16 protein-coding genes are annotated in these 19,504 nt (G+C 61.7%); 5 read left to right on the top strand and 11 right to left on the bottom strand.

What is annotated here, in order from left to right:
* Nucleotides 1-576: 576 nt before the first annotated feature.
* Nucleotides 577-1,896 carry a sensor histidine kinase gene (locus ACO77H_RS12665; protein ID WP_172314909.1) on the bottom strand — a complete coding sequence of 440 codons (1,320 nt, stop codon included), beginning with the start codon at nt 1,894-1,896 and terminating at the stop codon, nt 577-579.
* Entirely contained in the window at nt 1,889-2,563 is a 675-nt protein-coding gene (locus tag ACO77H_RS12660) for a response regulator transcription factor (RefSeq protein ID WP_432755616.1), read from the bottom strand. Before ACO77H_RS12660 ends, ACO77H_RS12665 begins: the two co-directional genes overlap by 8 nt.
* Before the next feature lie 138 nt (nt 2,564-2,701).
* Here ACO77H_RS12660 and ACO77H_RS12655 point away from each other — a divergent pair, with 138 nt between their 5' ends.
* Nucleotides 2,702-2,878 (top strand): hypothetical protein, encoded by a 177-nt coding sequence (locus ACO77H_RS12655; RefSeq protein ID WP_169956971.1) that lies wholly within the window; start codon nt 2,702-2,704, stop codon nt 2,876-2,878.
* Nucleotides 2,856-3,242: a hypothetical protein gene (locus ACO77H_RS12650; protein ID WP_170043215.1), complete on the top strand. Its 387-nt coding sequence runs from the start codon at nt 2,856-2,858 to the stop codon at nt 3,240-3,242. The genes ACO77H_RS12655 and ACO77H_RS12650 overlap by 23 nt, the downstream gene beginning before the upstream one ends.
* Before the next feature lie 312 nt (nt 3,243-3,554).
* Here ACO77H_RS12650 and ACO77H_RS12645 read toward each other — a convergent pair whose 3' ends face one another.
* From ACO77H_RS12645 to sohB, 4 genes are all read right to left on the bottom strand, one after another.
* The gene (locus ACO77H_RS12645) at nt 3,555-4,004 is read right to left on the bottom strand and encodes a hypothetical protein (RefSeq protein WP_432755615.1); all 450 of its coding nucleotides are present in this window, start codon (nt 4,002-4,004) and stop codon (nt 3,555-3,557) included.
* 186 nt (nt 4,005-4,190) lie between these two features.
* The gene (locus ACO77H_RS12640) at nt 4,191-4,799 is read right to left on the bottom strand and encodes a LysE family translocator (protein WP_169956967.1); all 609 of its coding nucleotides are present in this window, start codon (nt 4,797-4,799) and stop codon (nt 4,191-4,193) included.
* A 259-nt stretch (nt 4,800-5,058) separates the two neighbouring features.
* Nucleotides 5,059-5,463 (bottom strand): hypothetical protein, encoded by a 405-nt coding sequence (locus tag ACO77H_RS12635; protein WP_169956966.1) that lies wholly within the window; start codon nt 5,461-5,463, stop codon nt 5,059-5,061.
* 283 nt (nt 5,464-5,746) lie between these two features.
* Nucleotides 5,747-6,769 carry a protease SohB gene (gene sohB / locus ACO77H_RS12630; RefSeq protein WP_170043213.1) on the bottom strand — a complete coding sequence of 341 codons (1,023 nt, stop codon included), beginning with the start codon at nt 6,767-6,769 and terminating at the stop codon, nt 5,747-5,749.
* A 193-nt stretch (nt 6,770-6,962) separates the two neighbouring features.
* On the opposite strand from sohB, the gene ACO77H_RS12625 reads away from it, so the two are divergent.
* From ACO77H_RS12625 to hglS, 3 genes are all read left to right on the top strand, one after another.
* Nucleotides 6,963-7,673, top strand: a complete 711-nt coding sequence (locus ACO77H_RS12625) for a histidine phosphatase family protein (RefSeq protein ID WP_169956964.1) — start codon at nt 6,963-6,965, stop codon at nt 7,671-7,673.
* Between the two features lie 55 nt (nt 7,674-7,728).
* Nucleotides 7,729-8,043, top strand: a complete 315-nt coding sequence (locus ACO77H_RS12620; RefSeq protein WP_172314911.1) for an SCP2 sterol-binding domain-containing protein — start codon at nt 7,729-7,731, stop codon at nt 8,041-8,043.
* A 179-nt stretch (nt 8,044-8,222) separates the two neighbouring features.
* Nucleotides 8,223-9,593 (top strand): 2-oxoadipate dioxygenase/decarboxylase HglS, encoded by a 1,371-nt coding sequence (hglS, locus tag ACO77H_RS12615; RefSeq protein ID WP_169956962.1) that lies wholly within the window; start codon nt 8,223-8,225, stop codon nt 9,591-9,593.
* Between the two features lie 150 nt (nt 9,594-9,743).
* Here hglS and ACO77H_RS12610 read toward each other — a convergent pair whose 3' ends face one another.
* From ACO77H_RS12610 to ACO77H_RS12590, 5 genes are all read right to left on the bottom strand, one after another.
* A complete protein-coding gene (locus tag ACO77H_RS12610) occupies nt 9,744-9,983 on the bottom strand; it encodes a DUF465 domain-containing protein (RefSeq protein ID WP_032857259.1) in 240 nt (79 codons plus the stop codon).
* A gap of 78 nt (nt 9,984-10,061) precedes the next feature.
* Complete coding sequence (locus ACO77H_RS12605; RefSeq protein WP_169956961.1) at nt 10,062-12,596, bottom strand: excinuclease ABC subunit UvrA; 2,535 nt, start codon at nt 12,594-12,596, stop codon at nt 10,062-10,064.
* Nucleotides 12,597-12,653: 57 nt separating this feature from the next.
* Nucleotides 12,654-14,783 carry a hybrid sensor histidine kinase/response regulator gene (locus ACO77H_RS12600; RefSeq protein WP_169956959.1) on the bottom strand — a complete coding sequence of 710 codons (2,130 nt, stop codon included), beginning with the start codon at nt 14,781-14,783 and terminating at the stop codon, nt 12,654-12,656.
* Between the two features lie 229 nt (nt 14,784-15,012).
* Nucleotides 15,013-18,111 carry an error-prone DNA polymerase gene (locus tag ACO77H_RS12595; protein WP_432755614.1) on the bottom strand — a complete coding sequence of 1,033 codons (3,099 nt, stop codon included), beginning with the start codon at nt 18,109-18,111 and terminating at the stop codon, nt 15,013-15,015.
* Nucleotides 18,087-19,502, bottom strand: coding sequence for a Y-family DNA polymerase (locus ACO77H_RS12590; protein ID WP_169956957.1), 1,416 nt, complete (start codon nt 19,500-19,502; stop codon nt 18,087-18,089). The genes ACO77H_RS12595 and ACO77H_RS12590 overlap by 25 nt, the downstream gene beginning before the upstream one ends.
* Nucleotides 19,503-19,504: the final 2 nt, after the last annotated feature.

The following is a 19,504-nucleotide window of genomic DNA, read 5'->3' as shown; positions in this document are numbered from 1 at the left end:
AATAGCCTCACTTATAGTATGTATTCTTATATTAAGCATTCCATTTTCACTTTCGATCTACCTTTCCACTGGAACTCAAAGCAGCTACACGACTGCCTGTAAAAAACTTCAGGCGGCAGAAGAAGCTGTAGTGGGATTTAATTCTTCGAGCCAGAACTAAATAAAGAAATCAAAACATGCCGATCAAACGTTATCGACAATACTGGACAGGTAAGAGTTTACAAAACCAGTACTCATAACGGCATAGTCATAATAGGCACAAAAATTTAATGGTGTTCTTAGGCAGAGGGTTAATATTTTAGGGAGCTGTAAACTATCCCCTCCCCTATCCGACAGGGTGAACACCTGGCCCTGGGCCCAGTCAGTCATGCCTCAGTAGATCGCCGAGATGTCACGCAGCAGCGACCAGGCATCAGCCTTGCTCTGCAGGTTCAGGTTGCAGATGAAACGCAGCTCCAAAGGCCGAGACTTTGACCGGCCTGCCATCACCCGCAATGACAGGAAAACTTCACGAAAAACCGAGCATGAGTACAACAATCAGTTTGCGCAAAACTCCACCTGTCGACCCAGTACTGCTCACCCTCCTCCTCCCGGAGCCCCAACACCCTGCAAGCTCGTGAACTCCAGAGCGACGGTAAAACGCTGCTGCTCAAGAATCACATCAATCTGCCAGCCCAGTTTTGCGCACAGCTGCCGCATCAACTGCAGCCCCAGGCCGTAGCCGTAATCGCTGGATTCCTCCCTCGGCTTGGCCTCCCTGATGTGGTTGGCAATTACCAGGCGCGGGTAGTTGAAGCTGATTTCTACCTGGCCCTCTTCCGCGTATTGCAGGGCGTTGCGCAGGAAGTTACCGATCACGATGCGGCACGCGGTGGGGGGTAGTCGGCAGGGTTCGCTGTGGATGTCGACAAGCAGCTCGATATCACGATTGCCGATCAGGTAGCGATGCTTGTTAATCAGCTCGCCGACCAACGCGCTCAGGTCGATGTCTTCTTCGGGCAGCGGTTCGGGACGTTCGCGGCTCATCCACAGCAAGGTCTCGGCGATAAGCTGCATGTTCAACACCGAGCGTTCGATACGCTGCAGGGAGGATGGCAGGACACCGCCGGCCTGCAGGGCCAGCAGTTCTATATTGGCCTTGAGCACCGCCAGCGGGGTTCGCAGTTCATGGCTGGTGTAGCGCAACAGGCGGCCTTCACGCTGGCTGGCGGCCTGTACTTGCTCGACACTCTGGGCCAGGGCGTCGGCCAGGGTATTGAACTCCTTGAAGCTGAAATCCGGGCGCGCGCTGGCCATTGCGTCAGGGTTTTTCAGGGTGCTGGACCATTGCGCCAGGCGCCCCAGCGGCCGCACCAGCCACCAGACCAACAGGGCGATGATGATCAGCGCCGGCACGAACACCGCCAGGCTGACGAACACCACGCCTTGCAGCACCTGGTCAAAGTAGGCATCGGACAGCGGCGTCTCGACCTCGCCGCCCTCTTCGTGGTCATGGTCGATGTCATACATATAGAGGGTCTTGCCGTCACCCAGGTCTTGGGAGAGAACCGCCCGGACCTCGGCGTCGTCGTCATCGGAGTCGGTATCACCGAACACCTGCACGGCACCGAAAGACATGCTCGGCGGCGCCTTGAGCAACTCACGCACGCTCGCCGGCAAGGCTTCCTTGCCAATGACGCCCTCGAAGAAGTAGTTGTGCGGAGGGGGCGTGGTCGGGTCCTTTTTATAGTGCCTGATGAAGTACTGCGCCTCTTCTTCCATCATCGCACTGGCGGTGTAGAGCAGGCCGCGCACGGTGTATACCGGCAATAGTTGACTGTAGATCAATAACACCACGGCAATCAGCAGCAAGAAGCTGCCGCTGATCACCCACTTCAAGCTCAAGCCGTTACGCATGGGGTTTTACCTGGATACCGACCCCAGGCAGGGTGTGGATCAACGGCCGGCCGAAGGGTTTGTCTACCGCCTTGCGCAGTCGATGCATGTGCACTTTGAGGGTATTGCTGTCCGGCGGTTCGTCGCCCCAGACTGAAGTTTCCAGGCGTTCCCGGGGGACGGGTTCAGGGCTGGCGCGCATCAGGTATTCCAGCAAGGTCCAGCAGATGGGTGACAAATGCAGCGCCTGCCCGGCGCGACTGACTTTGCGGGTGGTGAGGTCCATCACCAGATCGTCTACCTGCAGGCGGCTGGTCTGGCTGCTGCGGCGCATGCTCAGGGCGCGAACCCTGGCCACCAGCTCGGCCAGCTCGAATGGCTTGACCAGATAGTCGTCAGCGCCCGCTGCAAAGCTGGCGAGCTTGTCCGAGAGCGCGTCCAGTGAAGTGAGCATGAGGATGGGCGTCTGGATGCCTTGCTGGCGCAACCGCTCGCACACCTGCTGGCCGTCGAGGCGCGGCAACATGATGTCCAGGAGAATGACGTCGTAATGCTGGGCGAGTGCCAGGTTAAGGCCAGCCTGGCCATTAGTGACGTGGTCGCAGACCATGCCGCTGATCTCCAGGTACTCGATGACGGTGGTGGCCAGATCCAGGTTGTCCTCGACCAGCAGCAGGTGAATATGCACTAAAAAGTCCCCTCGGACGGGTGTTGCGCAGAGGAGTGAAGGATAACGGAAGTCGAGCGATTTCCAGCGGATGTTTACCTCGCGTTAACCCGGCACTCTCTAAGCTGGGGCTCTTCAAATCCTGAGGTCAGCACCGTCATGAACCTTTATGCGATCGTCAAAAGAGTCCTGTTGGCCCTGATTTTATTCGCCCTGATGGCCAGCGTCCTGCCTTCGCGGGGGCAGCTGGTCAACCTGGGGGGCGGTAGCGGGTTCCTGGTGGGCCAGAGCATCGAGCAGGCAGCTGCATGCTGTGTCGCCAGTGCATTGCGATAAGGCGGGGGCCAGCTACACCTGGCAGTTGGTGCTATGCCTGGGGCTGATTGTGGGCGTGTCGCTTGCCATGGGGGCCTACATCGTCCAGTTGAATGCGCGCGTTGATAAGCAACGAGAACTGTCGCCGGTATACCTGCACCAATGTGGCAGCGGGCGCGGCGGTTTTATTGTGTACCGCGACGGCAGGCGCAGCAGTGATGACTGCTACCCCATCGATGAAGCTCAATCGCCGGGCATCGAACAGATGCGCGACCAGCCAGGCCCGCACCGCGCGCAGTGGTTCAAATACATCCTGCCTGCCGTCGAAAGCCTGCGCCGGCTGGACGCCAATCCCAGGCGCGCTAAAGTTGCCCGGACAGTCTGATCGGCACCTCCACGCCCCAGCCGAAACCTCGGTACAGCAGCGTGCAAGCTGCATCTGATACGCTTTTTTCTTTAACACCTGCATCTGTACCGAACAGACCACAACCGTGACAATGGCTCATCGGCAGGAACTCTCCAGCCGCCCTTCTTCCTTTTGGAGGCCCCATGGCTAAGATGGCATTTTTTCTTCTCGGGTTTCTGGCACTGACCGTTGGAATCGGCCTGCTGGCTACGATCTCGCCGGTCTGAAACCCGGGTCAAGGTGCGCGTGATACACCGCTGTACCCAGCGCACGATTTGGCGTGTTTAACCGCTAGTTGATCAACTCGGGATGGACGTTCATCAGGCTGTCTGGCTTGTCCTTGAGGCCATTGCAACAGACGTAGCCATTATGCAGATAGAGCCCCGGGTATTTTTTAAAGCTCACGGGGTCGAGGGTCACGTATCTCGCATTACTCCAGCCCGAATAGGCGTAGAGGTAGCTGCGGTCGGTAAACGAAAGATACTCTGCAGTATCGACCGTCATAATGTACCAATTCCCGTCGCCATAACTGATAACCAGGAATTTCGAGGCCTGGTTAATATCCTTGGTGGTCATGACGTATCCGCTGGACATCATCAAGTACCTGGCTGGGTTAACCGAGTTGTCTTTGAGATAGGCCAACTGAGAGGGCGGGGCTTTGAACCCCTCTGCAGAACCTCCGGCTTCGGGATGGGGTTGCAACGCGTCCGCGCCCGGCGGGCTGATGAGTTCCTTAGACATTGGGTGACACTCCATTGACTCAAGATTGATGGTTTAACGACGCCCCAAAAACAACATTCGTTGAAAGGCTCGAAAACCGTGGACAGCAATTGATAGTGGGCAAGCCACTGACTGTCCGATACTGTCAATTCTCACAGTTCATTAGAGTCATTCACGATAGCCCCAAGGTTTGATATCCCGAACCTGTCACCCGAGGAAAAACATCGGGTACAACGACAACACCAACAACCCCGCCATCGACCAGTTGAATAGCTTCAACCAGCGCGGCTCACGCAAGACATTGCGCAAACCGGTGCCACACCCGGCCCACACGCACACACTCGGCAAGTTGACCACAGCAAACACCACGGCAATGATCAGCACGTTGGTGAAGTAACCTTCCGCCGGCGTATAGGTGGTGATCGCCCCCAACGCCATGACCCAGGCCTTGGGGTTGACCCACTGAAACACCGCAGCGGCGAGAAAGGTCATGGGCTTGCGCTTGCCGTCCGTGTCATCCGACATCGCGCTTGAAGTCGCGATCTTCCACGCCAGGTACAACAAATACGCCGCGCCGATGTAACGCAATGCGGTGTAGGCCCAAGGCCACGCCTTGAACACTTCCCCCAGGCCTAGGCCGACCGAAATCACCAACACCATAAAACCCACGCTGATCCCCAGGGCATGGGGAATCGAGCGGCGAAAACCGAAGTTCACTCCCGACGCCAGCAACATGGTGTTATTGGGCCCAGGGGTAATCGAAGACACGAAGGCAAACAGCGCAAAGGCCGACAGCAGGCTGGTGGACATGAACATGGGGCGTTATCCAGGCGATTTATTGTTGCACTGACAGTAGAGGGTTCTGTGGCGCCTCGCCCCGTACAGCTGGGGGCAGATCGAGAGATACAATTCCCGATCAACGATGCTCCATCCTCGTGCCCTGCCCCCGCACAAATGGCACGATCGCTATTTAGCGCTGGCGTAGAATCAAGCCAACGTCACGATCATATTCAGGGGACTGCGGACAATGCTCAGTGCTGATAATCGCGGCCGATGGCTATAGCGCAGGTGCTGATTAGAAAGTAATTGATTGAGCTGGATAGAAGAGCATATTGAGCACAAACAGAATCATCCAGAAGCCGATCTCCAGGGTTTCAGTAATAGGCTGGATACGTTTCAAAGCCCCGTACACATGCACCACAAACATCAATGAGAAAACTACGAACAGCATATCGAACGCATAACTAAAGCTGGTGCCCGTAGTTGCCGAGCGCAACATCGCCACTTCCACCACCAGGATAAACGCCCCCAGGCAGCGCCCAAAATAAATGGCCAGATGCTGATGCTCGGGAATCGTCCAGCGCATCGCCCGGGCCCAGGCAATCGGCGCGATAAAGATCGGCAAGGCAAAAAACAGGGTGGTGAAGAGCATCAGCGTGGTGATGTAATACTGGCTGTAGTGCGCATAGTAACCGAGCATCAGGCGATTCCTTATCCTTGAGAATAACCCCTTTGGGGTAGAGCCCAAGAATTACAGCCAGCAATACCGGTGTCCAATGTAAGCAGGTCGCGCAACACCAAAGAGAATGGACTTGGGTAAAGGGGATTACTACCTAAGATGCACTGTGTAATCCCCTACGCTGCCAAGGCGCCCCGGACGACAACAAAGTGTATAGCCTGCATCGCGGCGATATATGAGCCAGCTTGCGGGCAATAGCGATCTGAAGATCGTCATGGTCTGCAAGCCGACTACAAGGCGGGGGTTACCAGAAGCGCTGTTGGGTCAGGCGGCTCCACCAGGTCAGCAGTACCCGGTCTACCGAGCCGCTGGCCGCCAGGCCCACCCGCTCTTGCAGGCTTTTGCGCTCGGCATAGTGCAGGTGGAACAGTTCGGCGGTCTTGGCCCTGGTGGCCAGGTATTCGTCACTGGTCTGCAAGGCGTCCACCAGTTGCTTGTCCAGCGCCGCGACGCCCAGCCAGACTTCGCCGGTAGCCACTTCGTCAATGGCCAGTTGCGGGCGGTAGCGCGACACGAAGTTCTTGAACAGTTGATGGGTGATGTCCAGGTCTTCCTGGAACTTCTCCCGGCCCTTCTCGGTGTTTTCGCCAAACACCGTCAGGGTGCGCTTGTACTCGCCAGCAGTGAGTACTTCAAAGTCGATATCGTGCTTTTTCAGCAGGCGGTTGACGTTGGGCAACTGGGCCACCACGCCAATCGAGCCGAGGATGGCAAACGGCGCGCTGATGATCTTCTCGCCGATGCACGCCATCATGTAGCCGCCGCTGGCCGCGACCTTGTCGATGCACACCGTCAAGGGCACGCCCGCCTCGCGGATCCGCGCCAATTGCGAGGACGCCAGGCCATAGCTGTGGACCATGCCACCGCCGCTTTCCAGGCGCAGCACCACTTCGTCCTTGGGTGTGGCCAGGCTCAGCAACGCGGTGATTTCATGGCGCAGGCTCTCGGTGGCTGAGGCCTTGATGTCCCCGTCAAAATCCAGGACAAACACCCGTGGTTTGGCCTCGGGGGTTTTCTTCTGTTTTTTCTCGGCCTTGCCCTGGGACTTGCGCAGGGCCTTGAGCTGATCCTTGTCGAGCAAGGTCTGCTCCAGGCGCTCGCGCAGGCCTTTGTAGAAATCATTGAGTTTGCTGACCTGCAACTGCCCGGCATTCTTGCGCCGGCCCTTGCTGCGCAACGCCGCAAAACTGATCAGCACCACCAGAATGGCGACGACCAACGTAACGGTTTTAGCCAGAAAACTTGCATACTCAGCCAAAAACTCCATGGGACTCCTTACAGAAACGGTGCGCCAGGCGCGGATTGCCCCAGCATACCGATGGGACTGCCGGTGAGCCAGAGCTGAAACCCCTTGAAGCGGGCCTCTAACGAGCTTTTAAAACAAGCGTATGTTTTTTCATTGACAGCTTCCCGGCATCCTCATAACCTCGCCAGACTTTCAACGTACCGGGTGAACGGACGTGGGCAGCATCTATTTGATTCGACATGGCCAGGCCTCCTTCGGTGCAGACGACTATGACGTCCTGTCGCCCGTCGGTGTGCAGCAGGCCCAGGTACTGGGCAGCCACCTGGCGGACCTGGGCCTGACGTTCGACCGCTGCGTATCGGGCGACCTGCGCCGCCAGCAGCACACGGCCAACGCCGCGTTCGAAGCCATCGGCGCCCAAGGCTTGCCGGTGCCGCCCCTGGAAATCGACAGCGCCTTCAACGAATTCGACGCCGACGCGATCATCCGCGCCCTGCTCCCAGACCTGCTCGACAGCGAGCCCGAAGCCCTGGAAATCCTGCGCAACGCCCCACACAACCGTGGCGAGTTCCAGCGCATCTTCGCCCTGATCATCGAGCGCTGGCTGAGCGGTACCTATGACACGCCCGGCCTGGAAAGCTGGCTGGGCTTTGTCGAGCGCGTCCAGGGTGGCCTGCAGCGCCTGCTCGAGACTGCCGACAATTCCCACAAGATTGCGGTATTTACCTCTGGCGGCACCATCACCGCCCTGCTCCACCTGATTACCCGCATACCTGCCACCCAGGCTTTCGAGCTGAACTGGCAGATTGTCAACACTTCGCTCAACCACTTGAAGTTCCGTGGTCGCGAAGTGGCACTGGCTTCCTTCAACAGCCATACCCACTTGCAACTGTTGAAGGCGCCGCAGCTCATCACTTTCCGATGACTGCGGCCAACCGTGACCCCAAGGTCACTGGCACCACCCATAAAAGGATCGAACCATGACTGACGTAGCTAAAGCCGTAGAAGCAATGAAAGCCAAATTCAACCCAAGCGCTGCTGCCGGCGTGGACCTGGTGTTCGGTTTCCGTATCGACGACACCCAGAACTTCTCGCTGATCGTCAAGGACAGCACTTGCGAATTGCAAGAAGGCGAGAACCCTGACGCCCAGGTGACTCTGGTGATGGATGCTGAAACCATGAAAGGTATCGTCAGCGGCGAAACCGATGGCATGCAGGCCTTCATGGGCGGCAAGCTGCGCGCCGAAGGCGACATGATGCTGGCAATGAAGCTGAGCGAATTGTTCCCAGGCTGATCCAGGGCAACCTGGGTTGACCAATCCCGCCTACCCAGGCGGGATTTTTGTTTATGCCTGTGGCGCTCATTCATTTGCAGAATGAAGTCCAGAGGAATCTTCGTTTGCACCCAAGGGCACCGCCCAACAAAATCTGGCTCACGGCCCATACCACCGTTATCGCAGCCAGGAATTTTTCTATGCCTACCCCTCGCCATATCAGCCCCGACGACATCCGCAAAGACTTCTCCAGGGCCATGTCCGACATGTACCGCGAGGAAGTACCGCTGTATGGCGCGCTGCTGGAGTTGGTGGCCCAGACCAATGCCCGGGTACTGGCCAGCGATACCGACCTCGCGCAGCAACTGCAGCGCACCGGTGAAATCCAACGCCTGGACATGGAGCGCCACGGTGCCATCCGCCTGGGCAGCGCCTATGAGCTGGCAACCATCCGCCGCCTGTTTGCGGTGATGGGCATGCAACCGGTGGGCTACTACGACCTCACCCCGGCCGGCGTACCGGTGCATTCCACCGCCTTTCGCGCGGTGCATGAAAGCGCCTTGCAGGCCAGCCCGTTCCGGGTCTTTACCTCGCTGCTGCGCCTGGAACTGATCGAAAACCTTGAACTGCGAGCCTTTGCCGAAGCCGCCCTGGCCAAGCGCTCGATCTTCACCCCACGAGCCCTGGCGCTCATAGAGCAAGCTGAAACCGACGGCGGCCTGAATGCCAGCGATGCCCAGGCCTTTGTCCAACAAGCCCTGGAAACCTTTCGCTGGCACCACACCGCCACGGTCAGCGCAGCCCAGTACCAGCAACTCAGCGACCAGCACCGGCTGATTGCCGATGTGGTGGCCTTCAAGGGCCCGCACATCAATCACCTGACCCCACGAACCCTGGACATCGACCGCGTACAAGCCGACATGCCCGGCAAAGGCATCACCCCCAAAGCCGTGATCGAAGGCCCGCCCCGCCGCCAATGCCCGATCCTGCTACGCCAGACCAGCTTCAAGGCCCTCGACGAAGCCATTGCCTTTACCGATGCCAAGGGCAGCCACAGCGCACGCTTTGGCGAAATCGAACAACGTGGCGTGGCCCTGACGCCCAAGGGCCGGGCGCTCTATGACCAACTGCTCAACGCCGCGCGGGACGAACTGGGTGCCTTTCCCAATGAAGCCAACGCCCAGCGCTATACCGAACTGATGGCACAGCACTTCCAGGCCTTCCCGGATAACCATCGGGCCATGCGCGAGCAAGGGTTGGCGTTCTTTCGCTACTTCGTGACCGACACGGGCCGCGCAGCCGACAAGAGCCCGCAACCCAATCTGGACGCACTGCTTGCGGCCGGCTGCGTGGCAATCGAACCATTGGTGTACGAGGATTTTCTGCCGGTCAGCGCGGCGGGGATTTTCCAGTCGAACCTGGGCGATGCGGCGCAGAGTCACTACACGGCCAACGCCAACCAGGCCGAATTTGAACAGGCCCTGGGCCGCCGGACCCTTGATGAATTGCAACTGTATGCAGACACCCAGCAGCGCTCGATCGACGCTTGCCTACAGGCGCTGCGCACCTAGAAAAGAGAGTTCGCCCGACACCACAGCGCATTCCATGCGCAGTCAACGTGCCCCAGGGTCGGGCGAACGGTTGGGATAATAGGCAGTGGAGGGGCTGCTGTCCTTCGGTCAATTCTGAACAAATATGGACACCCCCGCTCCCAACGTTGGCTAGTGCCCCTTGGTCTGTTCCAGTTGTTCGACGATTTTATCTTTGATCAACAGGCGTTTCTTTTTCAGGTTCTCTACATCATCGTCATTGGCACTTGCGGATTCTGCTTCCAGCACCTCCTTGTCGGCGACGTCATACTGGGTGAGCAATACATCTAACCGATGGTGGCTTGCCCGACGCTGCTGAACGTCTTCCTTGCTCAACCCCAAATCCTGATAAAGATCATGTTTCACTGGCATGAAGTACCTCCGCAAGTTAATCAATGACTGGTACACCTTGAAGCTAGCCCATCCATGGGCCTCTTGTCATGCCCAAGGTCAATTCCCCTGGCCCAGTTCCCGTGCGAGGAACGGGGCGGTGCGGCTGGTTTTGTTCTGGGCGAGGTGTTGGGGCGTGCCGCTGGCGACGACTTTACCGCCACGGTCGCCGGCGCCTGGGCCGATGTCGATGACCCAGTCGCTCTGGGCCACCACGCGCATTTCGTGTTCGACCACGATCACCGTGTGACCGGCGTCCACCAGGTGGTTGAGTTGCAGTAGCAGGCGGTCGACGTCACGAGGGTGCAGGCCGGTGGTCGGCTCGTCGAGCACATACAAGGTCGCGCCCCGCGCGGTGCGTTGCAGTTCGGTGGCCAGCTTGATCCGCTGGGCCTCGCCGCCGGACAGTTCGGTGGCCGGCTGGCCCAGGCGCAGGTAACCCAGGCCGATGTCGCGCAGGACTAGCAACGCACGCAGTACGCCCGGTTGTTCGGCGAAAACGTCCACCGCCTGCTCGACGGTCAAGCCCAGCACCTGGGCGATGTTCAGGCCCTGCCAGGTAATCGCCAGGGTCTGGGGGTTGTAGCGCGCGCCGTGGCAGATGGGGCATGGTGCGTAGACGCTGGGCATAAACAGCAATTCGACGCTGACAAAACCCTCGCCCTCGCAGTTCGGGCAGCGGCCCTTGGCGACGTTGAAGGAGAACTGCCCGGCATCGTAGTGGTGTTTTTTCGCCGCCGGGGTGGCGGCGAATAGCTTGCGCACGTTATCGAACAGGCCGGTATAGGTCGCAAGGTTGGAGCGCGGGGTGCGGCCGATCGGCTTCTGGTCCACCTGCACCAGGCGGCGGATCTGCTCCAGGCCCGCGCGGATGCGCCCGCCGCTGGTTTGCGGTGCGTCTTCCAGGTCGGGCTCGTCGTCGCTGACCACCACCCGCCCCAGGCCCTCCCCCACCAGGTCCAACAGGGCCTGGCTGACCAGGCTGGATTTACCCGAGCCGGAAATCCCCGTCACCGCGGTAAAACAGCCCAGGGGGAAGTCCACGCTCACCCCGTCGAGATTATTGCGGCTGACCCCTTCCAGGCTGAGCCAGCCACTCGGCGCACGGTGCGAGGTGTTCAACGGGCGCGGCTCGGCAAACAGGTACTCGCGGGTCTGTGACGCTTCAATCTGTGCCAGGCCCGCCGGTGGGCCGCTGTACAGCACCTGGCCGCCTTGCTCGCCGGCTGCCGGGCCGACATCGATCAGCCAGTCGGCGCGGCGCATGGTTTCCAGGTCGTGCTCCACCACAAACAGCGAGTTGCCGGCGGCTTTCAGGCGTTCCAAGGCAGTGAACAGGGCCTCGCCATCGGCCGGGTGCAAGCCCGCCGACGGTTCATCCAGCACGTAGATCACGCCGAACAACTGCGAGCCCAATTGCGTCGCCAGGCGCAGGCGCTGCAACTCGCCAGAGGACAGGGTCGGCGTGCTGCGCTCCAGCGACAGATAGCCCAGGCCCAGGTCGGTCAGGGTGCTGACCCGCTCCAGCAAATCCTGGGCGATGCGTTGGGCGGCCAGGCGTTTTTCCACCGAGAGTTTTACCCGCCCCTTGCCCTCGGCCACCGGGCGTAAAAGCTGTGCCAGTTGCAACAACGACAGCTGCGACAACTCGCCAATATCCACTCCGGCGAATGTCACCGACAGCGCAGCCTTGGTCAGGCGCTTGCCCTCGCACAAGGGGCACGGGCTGCCTTGCATGAACTGCGCGACACGCTTTTTCATCAGCGCACTCTGGGTGTGGGTGAAGGTGTGCAGGATGTAGCGCCGGGCGCCGCTGAAGGTGCCCTGGTAACTGGGCTCGAGTTTGCGCTTGAGGGCGTCGCGGGTTTGCGCCGGGGTCAAGCCGGCATACACCGGCACCGTGGGCGTGTCCTCGGTGAAGAGGATCCAGTCACGCTGTTTTTTCGGCAGCTCGCGCCAGGGGACATCGACGTCATAGCCCAGGGTCACGAGGATGTCCCGCAGGTTTTGTCCTTGCCAGGCCAGCGGCCAGGAGGCGACGGCGCGTTGGCGAATGGTCAGCGAGGGATCGGGCACCATCAGCGCCTCGGTTACCTCATACACGCGGCCCAGGCCGTGGCACTGCGGGCAGGCGCCCTGGGGCAGGTTGGGCGAGAAGTCTTCGGCGTACAGCATCGGCTGCCCCGGCGGGTAGCTGCCAGCGCGGGAATAGAGCATGCGGATCAGGCTGGACAAGGTAGTCACGCTGCCCACCGATGAGCGCGTGCTCGGCGTGCCCCGCTGCTGTTGCAAGGCCACGGCGGGCGGCAGGCCTTCGATCGAGTCCACATCCGGCACGCCCACCTGGTCGATCAGGCGCCGGGCATAGGGCGCCACCGACTCGAAGTAACGCCGCTGCGCCTCGGCGTACAACGTGGAAAACGCCAGGGACGACTTGCCCGACCCCGAAACCCCGGTGAACACCACCAGGGCATCCCGTGGGATGTCCACATCGACATTGCGCAGGTTGTGTTCCCGGGCGCCCCGCACCCGGACAAAACCGGGGCGCGCGGCAGGCAGATCGGTGGCAGGCGGCAAGTGGCGCTGTGAAGTCATGGTCAACCTTATAGGAGGCGGCAAGTCCAGTGGTGGATCCGGCACCCTGGCAAACGTTCAATCGCAGTGGTTTATCCGCGCGGTCAGCACCGAGCGTACCTGTTGCGTCAGCTCTTCGGGGCTGTAGGGTTTGCCCAGCAGATGTATTTCGCTGCCCAGCAAGTGGTCGCTGGAAAGAATGTCACGGGTATGCCCGGAGGTGAACAGTACCGCAACCGGCGGCTGTTGCGCCTTGGCCCACTCGGCCAGGTCGGTGCTCTTGATTCGCCCCGGCATCACCACATCTGTGAAGATCAGGTCCGGCCGCAAGCCGGTGCGCAGCATCAGCATCGCATCATCGCCATCCTCGGCGGTGAGCACTGTGTAGCCGGACTGTTGCAGCAACTCCACGGCCGCGCCGCGTACACCTTCGTTGTCCTCCACCACCAGGATGGTTTCCCGGCCGCCTTCTTGCAGTGCCACGGCGGCAGGTGCCTCCTGGCTTTCCGGCTCAAGGCTGTGGGGAAAGTACATCTGCACCACGGTGCCCTGCCCTGGCTCGCTGCTGATCTGCACGTGCCCGCCGCTTTGCTTGACGAAACCAAACACCATGCTCAAGCCCAGGCCGGTGCCGTGACCGTCCGGCTTGGTGGTAAAGAATGGCTCGAAGACCCGCCGCAGCACCGCCGGCGGCATGCCCGCCCCGGTGTCACTGACCGACAGGCGCACATATTCACCGGGGGCAATCCCGTTGCGGCTGCCATCCTCGGGTGACAGGGTGATGTTTTCACCGGTGATGCGGATCACCCCCTCGCCCTTCATGGCATCCCGGGCATTGATCGCAAGGTTGAGCACGGCGTTTTCCAACTGATTGCGATCGACATGGATGCACCATGGATCTTGCGGTAATTGCACATCGATCTGGATGGTTTCCCCCAAGGCCCGCTGCAGCAATTCACCCAGGCCTTCATAAATGCGCCGGGGGTTGAACACCGCCGGTGACAGGGGCTGGCGCCGGGCAAAGGCCAACAGTTGCGAGGACAGCTTGGCGCCGCGCTCGACAGCCGCCAGGGCGGCACCGACGCGCCGTTGTACCTGGGGATTGTCCCGTTCATGGCGGGCCAGCAAGTGCAGGTTGCCGGCAATCACCTGCAGCAGATTATTGAAGTCATGGGCCACGCCCCCGGTCAGCCCGCCAATGGCCTCGAGCTTTTGCGACTGGCGCAACTGGTCCTCGGCGGCCGAGCGCGCCTGGACTTCGGCAGCGACGCGCTGCTCCAGGTTATGGGTGAGTTTGAGCAGGGATTCTTCGGCAATCTTGCGCACATGGATATCAATGATCACCCCCGGAAAACGCAGCGGCCGCCCGCCCGCATCCAACTCGCAACGCCCACTGGCCAGTACCCACAGATAGCTGGCGTCAGGGCGCCGCACGCGAAACTCGACGTTATACGACCCACCGGTTTCCAGGGTGCGGGCAATCAGGCGGTTGACCCGCGCCAGGTCATCGGGGTGGATGATCTGGGTGGCAACGGCAATGGACAGGCCCTGCTCCACGTCATCCATAGACAGGCCCAGGGTGCGGGCAAAACGCTCGTCGCCCGACAGCCGATCCGGCAGCACATCCCAGACAAAGGAGCCCAGCAGCGCCCCGGCATTGAGCGCCAGTTGCAAGCGCTCGTCCGCCACGCGGTAAGCGCCCTCGGCTTCCTGGCGCAAACGCTCGGACAGCACATGCGCGGTGGTTTCCACGACAATCGCCAGCACCCCGGCCGGCTGCTGGTCGTCACCGGCCACCGGGCTGTAATAGAGGTCGAGCCACAAGTCTTCGGGGCTGCCATTGCGCAGCAGCATCAAGGCCTTGTTGCGATAGGACAAGGTGCCGCCAGCCAGGCAGGTGTCCATGACATGCCGGTTGAAGTCGGCCACTTCCGGCCAGCCTTGCTCCACCGGCACGCCCAGCAGAAACGGGTGGCGCCCGCCGGCGAACACTGAGTAACTGTCGTTGTAGATCATGTGCCCGGCGCGCCCCCAGAGCATCACCATCGGCACCGGCGAAGCCAGGAGCATCTGCACGGCGCAGGTCAGGCTGGTGGACCAACTGTCAATCGAGCCCAGGTCCGTGGTCGACCAGTCAAAGGCACGAATCCTTTGGGCCATTTCACCGCCCCAGCCGTCACAACCATGGGTATTGGATAAAAATTGCATGGATCAACTCGGTGCAGAGAGAGGGCAGTCGCCAATGTTGGAGCATAGCCGGACGCGATGGTTTCACTGCATCTGCGAACCATTGCAGGAGCAAGCTTGCCGGCGATGGTCGTTAACCATGGCGTGGGCCCTAGGTGTTCTTGCTGGCAAGCCTGCACCCACAGAGGATAGCGCTCCGCGCGCAGGCTCTGCCCGTTACACCACGATGGCCGCAGGAAGGTTGCCCCCCTCAGCGGAAATCCCGGCTACGCACGCTGATCCCCGCCAACAGCGGCGTCAGGTCGCTCAAGCGGCCAGCGATCAAATGGCGCACTTCGCCTACCGCTTCCCAGCGCCCATCCACCTTGAGCAGCCGTGAGCCCACCAGCACCTGGCGCTGACGCTCGGCCAGGTCGCGCCAGACCACCACGTTGATGTTGCCAAACTCATCTTCCAGGGTCACGAAGGTCACGCCGCTGGCGGTGCCCGGTCGCTGGCGCCCGGTGACCAGGCCGGCAACGCTGACATTGCGCCCATGCTCCACCGCCTGTAGCTCCTGGGAACTGCGACAGCGCCGTGCGCGCAGTTGATCACGCAGCAGCGCCAAGGGATGGGGCCCCAGGGTGGTGCCCACGCTGGCATAGTCGGCGTACAGGTCTTCGCCGACGCTGGGGGCCGGCAGTTGCACCGCCTCTTCCTGCGGGCTCGACACCCCGGCAAACAAGCCCAGCTGTTTTTCCACCCCGGCCACGTCCCAGCGCGCCCGATGCCGGTGCCCGGCCAACTGGCGCAAGGCCCCGGCATCTGCCAGTAGTTCCTGGGCCCGGCTGTCCAGTTGGGCGCGTTCACCCAGGTCGGCGATAGTCGCAAACCTGGCGCCCTGGCGAGCTTTTTCGATACGCCGGCCCTCTTCTTCGCGAAAGCCGCTGATCATGCGCAACCCCATGCGAATCGCCGGTTGCTGGCCGTCGATGGGTTCCAGGCTGCAATCCCAGTCACTGGCGGTCACGTCCACCGGGCGAATCTGCAATTGATGGCGGCGTGCGTCCTGCAGGATCTGGTCCGGGCTATAGAAACCCATGGGCCAGCTGTTGATCAGGGCACAGGCGAATGCCGCCGGTTCATGGCATTTGAGCCAGCAACTGGCATAGGTCAGCAAGGCGAAACTGGCCGCGTGGGACTCCGGAAAACCGTAGCTGCCAAAACCCTTGATCTGCTCGAACACCTGGGCGGCGAAGGCCTCGCTGTAGCCGTTTTTGAGCATGCCGGTGCGCAGCCGCTGGCGATGGGGCTCCAGGCCGCCATGGCGCTTCCAGGCCGCCATCGAGCGGCGCAACTGGTCTGCTTCGCCAGGGGTGTAGTGCGCCGCGACAATGGCGATCTGCATCACTTGCTCCTGGAACAGCGGGATACCCAGGGTGCGCTTGAGTACCGCCTCCAGCTCGGGCGACGGATAGGTCGTAGGCTCTTCCTTGTTCCGCCGCCGCAGATATGGATGCACCATGCCGCCCTGGATCGGCCCGGGGCGTACGATGGCCACCTCGATCACCAGGTCATAGAACGTCTTGGGCCTGAGCCGGGGCAGCATGGACATCTGCGCCCGCGATTCGATCTGGAACACGCCTATCGTGTCGGCGCGGCTGATCATTGCGTAGGTTGCCGCATCGTCCGGGGGCACTGTCGCCAGCGTCAGGTCGCGATGGCGATGGCGGCGCAGCAGGTCGAAGCAGCGGCGGATCGCGCTGAGCATGCCCAGGGCGAGGATATCCACCTTGAGTAGGCCCACCGCGTCCAGGTCGTCCTTGTCCCACTGGATGATGGTGCGCTCGGCCATGGCGGCGTTTTCCACCGGCACCAACGTGTCCAGCGGCTGCTCGGAAATCACGAAGCCGCCGGGGTGCTGGGACAGATGGCGCGGAAAGCCGATCAGTTGTTGGGTCAGCCCCAGCACCCGCCGCAATACCGGGCTGTCCGGGTCGAAACCACCCTCGCGCAAGCGTTCCAGGGGCGGCGCCTCATCGCTCCAGCGCCCACAGCAATCGGCCAGCGCGTTGACCTGATCCGGTGGCAGGCCCAGGGCCTTGGCCACATCCCGCACTGCGCCGGCACCGTGGTAGCTGCTGACCACCGCGGTCAAGGCCGCGCGACGCCGGCCATAGCGCTGGAACACGTATTGCAGCACCTCTTCGCGGCGTTCGTGCTCGAAGTCCACGTCGATGTCCGGTGGCTCGTTGCGTTCGCGGGACAGGAAGCGTTCGAACAGCATGTTCATCCGCCCCGGGTCGATCTCGGTGATGCCCAGGGCAAAGCACACTGCCGAGTTGGCCGCCGAGCCACGGCCCTGGCAGAGGATCGAACGGCTGCGGGCGAAGCGCACGATGTCGTGCACCGTCAAAAAGTAGCTTTCGTAGCCCAGTTCGCTGATCAACTGCAGTTCATTATCGATCTGCTCCAGGGTCTTGGCTGGCGCGCCCTCGGGCCAGCGATGGGCGATGCCCTCTTCGGTCAAGGCACGCAGCCAGGATTGTGGGCTCTGCCCTTGCGGCACCAACTCCCTGGGGTATTGATAGCGCAACTGGCTCAGGTCGAAAGTGCAACGGCTAGCAATGTGCAGCGACTCCGCGAGCAAGTGCGCCGGGTACAGCGCGCGCAGGGCCTCCAGGCTGCGCAGGTGCCGCTCGCCATTGGGGTGCAGGCGCTGGCCGGCCTGCGCCACCGGCAGGTGGTGGCGGATGGCGGTCATGGTGTCTTGCAAGGCGCGCCGGCTGCGCACATGCATATGCACATCGCCACAGGCCACGGCCGGCAGGTGCAGGCTGGCGGCCAGTTGCAGGCGCTGCGCCAGGCGGCGGGCATCGTCCTGGGCGCAATGCAGCTCTACCGCCAGCCATAGCCGCCCGCTGAAGGTCTCGCACAGCCACTGGCCGTCGGCAGGCGTATCGCCCTCCTCGGCCAGCCACAGCACCAGCAACCCCGGCAGCGGGTCGGCAAAGTCTTCGCGCAACAGGCGGTACTGGCCTTTTTCGGCACGCCGCCGGGCCAGGGTGATCAACCGGCACAGGTGCTGATAGCCCTGCAGGTTCTCCACCAGCAACACCAGTTTCGGGCCGTTTTCCAGGCGCACCTCACTGCCGACGATCAACCCCAGCCCGACCTCCTTGGCCGCCTGCCAGGCGCGCACGATACCGGCCAGGGTGCATTCGTCGGTGATTGCCAAGGCCTGATACCCCTGCTGTTTGGCGCGCTCGAACAACTCGCGGGCACTGGACGCGCCACGCTGGAAGCTGAAGTTGGACAGGCAATGCAGTTCGGCGTAGCCCTCCATCATGCAAACCAGCCTTGCAGCCACAACCCGGCGCTGTCGCCCACGGTGCGATAGGCCCAGCCTTGCTGCCCGGCGCGAGTGCGCACCAGGTAGTAATCGCGGCGGATATCGGCGCCATCCCACCAACCGGATTCGATACGCTCCGGGCCCAGCAGGATCTGGATGCCCTGCTCGGCCAGCAAGGTCGGTTCGTTGAGCAGCCAGCCAGGGCGTTGCACCGGGCTCAAGGCTGGGCAGGCGCGGCTGTCGGCGCCCGGCAGCCAGGCACACTCGGGGCGGTGGTCAGCATTAAAGCGCAGGCCCTGCACCGCCTCATCCCCCAGGCGCGCCCGCAGACGTTCGCGCAATTGCACCCACGGCAGGGTTTGCTGCGGGCGCTCATCGAACAGGTCCTGGCGCTGTGGCACAAACACCGGCAGGTCCTCGGCCAGCAGGCGCAGGCCACGCACCGGTGCGGCCACTTGCACCTGCTCCAGGCGGCCACGGGCCAGTTCAAACAGCATCGAGGGTTCGCGCTCAGCACTCAGCAGGCCCACCGTGATCACGCTGTCTGGCGCCTCGGCATGCTCCAGGTGCAGGGCAAAACGCTGCACGCCACTGTCGCGGCCACAGAGAAACGCGGCGAGGTCGCCAGTCAGGCGCCGCAAGGGAAACAGCAACGCCTGGTGGGACTGCACATCGAAATTCAATTCGATGCGCAGGTCAAACCGATCCGGCGGCTGATAAAAATCCAGGCCCAGCGGCCGCAGCCCGGTCAAGGCATCCAGGTGCTTGAGCAACCCGGCGTCGAAGCGCCTGGCCAAGGTATGCCGGGGCAACGCCTGGACCTGGGCCAGGGTCCGCAGGCCCATGCGCGACAAGGCTGTGGCGGCTTGCGGGTCGATGCCGACGCGATCGATCGGCATCGGCCCAAGGGCTTGCTGGAGCGCCTCGGCATCGGCCACCGCCAGGCCATCGTAGGCATTGGCCAACACCCGCGCGGCGGCCGGGTTGGGGGCGGCGACGATACGGTGGCGAAAGCCCAGGTCGCTCAGTTCCTCGCGCAAGCGTGCTTCCAGCAGCGGCCACGGCCCGAACAGGCCCAGGCTCGATTCGATTTCAAACAACAAGGCCCGTGGATAGAACACGCTGACCTGGGAACTGAAACGGTAGGCCCAGGCCGCGAGCAGTTGTTGGCAGCGCTCGATATCCACCGGGTCGTATTCGACGCAGGCAAAGGCCTTGGTCAGGGCATGGGCCGCCGTCAGGGATAGGCCGGGGCGCAGGCCCAAGGCACGCGCGGCGCCATTGACGGTTTGCAGCACCCGGCGTTGCGGCGGGCCGGCCAACAACGCCAAGGGTTGCTCGGGCTCGGGACGTCGACGCAAGACCCCGTCCAACGCCAATTGCGGGAAGACAATACACACCCAGCGCATAT

Origin of the sequence: Pseudomonas sp. WMBT8, assembly GCF_050916005.1 — a bacterium.
In the GTDB taxonomy this organism is placed as follows: domain Bacteria; phylum Pseudomonadota; class Gammaproteobacteria; order Pseudomonadales; family Pseudomonadaceae; genus Aquipseudomonas.
The sequence above is the reverse complement of the archived record's forward strand: the minus strand, read 5'-3'. Positions and strand labels throughout refer to the sequence as shown.

What these genes read in the sequence shown, in the direction of transcription:
- ACO77H_RS12665 (WP_172314909.1), bottom strand. Translation starts at nt 1,896, where the DNA reads ATGCGTAACGGCTTGAGCTTGAAGTGGGTGATCAGCGGCAGCTTCTTG.
- ACO77H_RS12655 (WP_169956971.1), top strand. Translation starts at nt 2,702, where the DNA reads ATGAACCTTTATGCGATCGTCAAAAGAGTCCTGTTGGCCCTGATTTTA.
- ACO77H_RS12645 (WP_432755615.1), bottom strand. Translation starts at nt 4,004, where the DNA reads ATGTCTAAGGAACTCATCAGCCCGCCGGGCGCGGACGCGTTGCAACCC.
- ACO77H_RS12640 (WP_169956967.1), bottom strand. Translation starts at nt 4,799, where the DNA reads ATGTTCATGTCCACCAGCCTGCTGTCGGCCTTTGCGCTGTTTGCCTTC.
- ACO77H_RS12635 (WP_169956966.1), bottom strand. Translation starts at nt 5,463, where the DNA reads ATGCTCGGTTACTATGCGCACTACAGCCAGTATTACATCACCACGCTG.
- sohB (WP_170043213.1), bottom strand. Translation starts at nt 6,769, where the DNA reads ATGGAGTTTTTGGCTGAGTATGCAAGTTTTCTGGCTAAAACCGTTACG.
- ACO77H_RS12620 (WP_172314911.1), top strand. Translation starts at nt 7,729, where the DNA reads ATGACTGACGTAGCTAAAGCCGTAGAAGCAATGAAAGCCAAATTCAAC.
- hglS (WP_169956962.1), top strand. Translation starts at nt 8,223, where the DNA reads ATGCCTACCCCTCGCCATATCAGCCCCGACGACATCCGCAAAGACTTC.
- ACO77H_RS12610 (WP_032857259.1), bottom strand. Translation starts at nt 9,983, where the DNA reads ATGCCAGTGAAACATGATCTTTATCAGGATTTGGGGTTGAGCAAGGAA.
- ACO77H_RS12605 (WP_169956961.1), bottom strand. Translation starts at nt 12,596, where the DNA reads ATGACTTCACAGCGCCACTTGCCGCCTGCCACCGATCTGCCTGCCGCG.
- ACO77H_RS12600 (WP_169956959.1), bottom strand. Translation starts at nt 14,783, where the DNA reads ATGCAATTTTTATCCAATACCCATGGTTGTGACGGCTGGGGCGGTGAA.
- ACO77H_RS12590 (WP_169956957.1), bottom strand. Translation starts at nt 19,502, where the DNA reads ATGCGCTGGGTGTGTATTGTCTTCCCGCAATTGGCGTTGGACGGGGTC.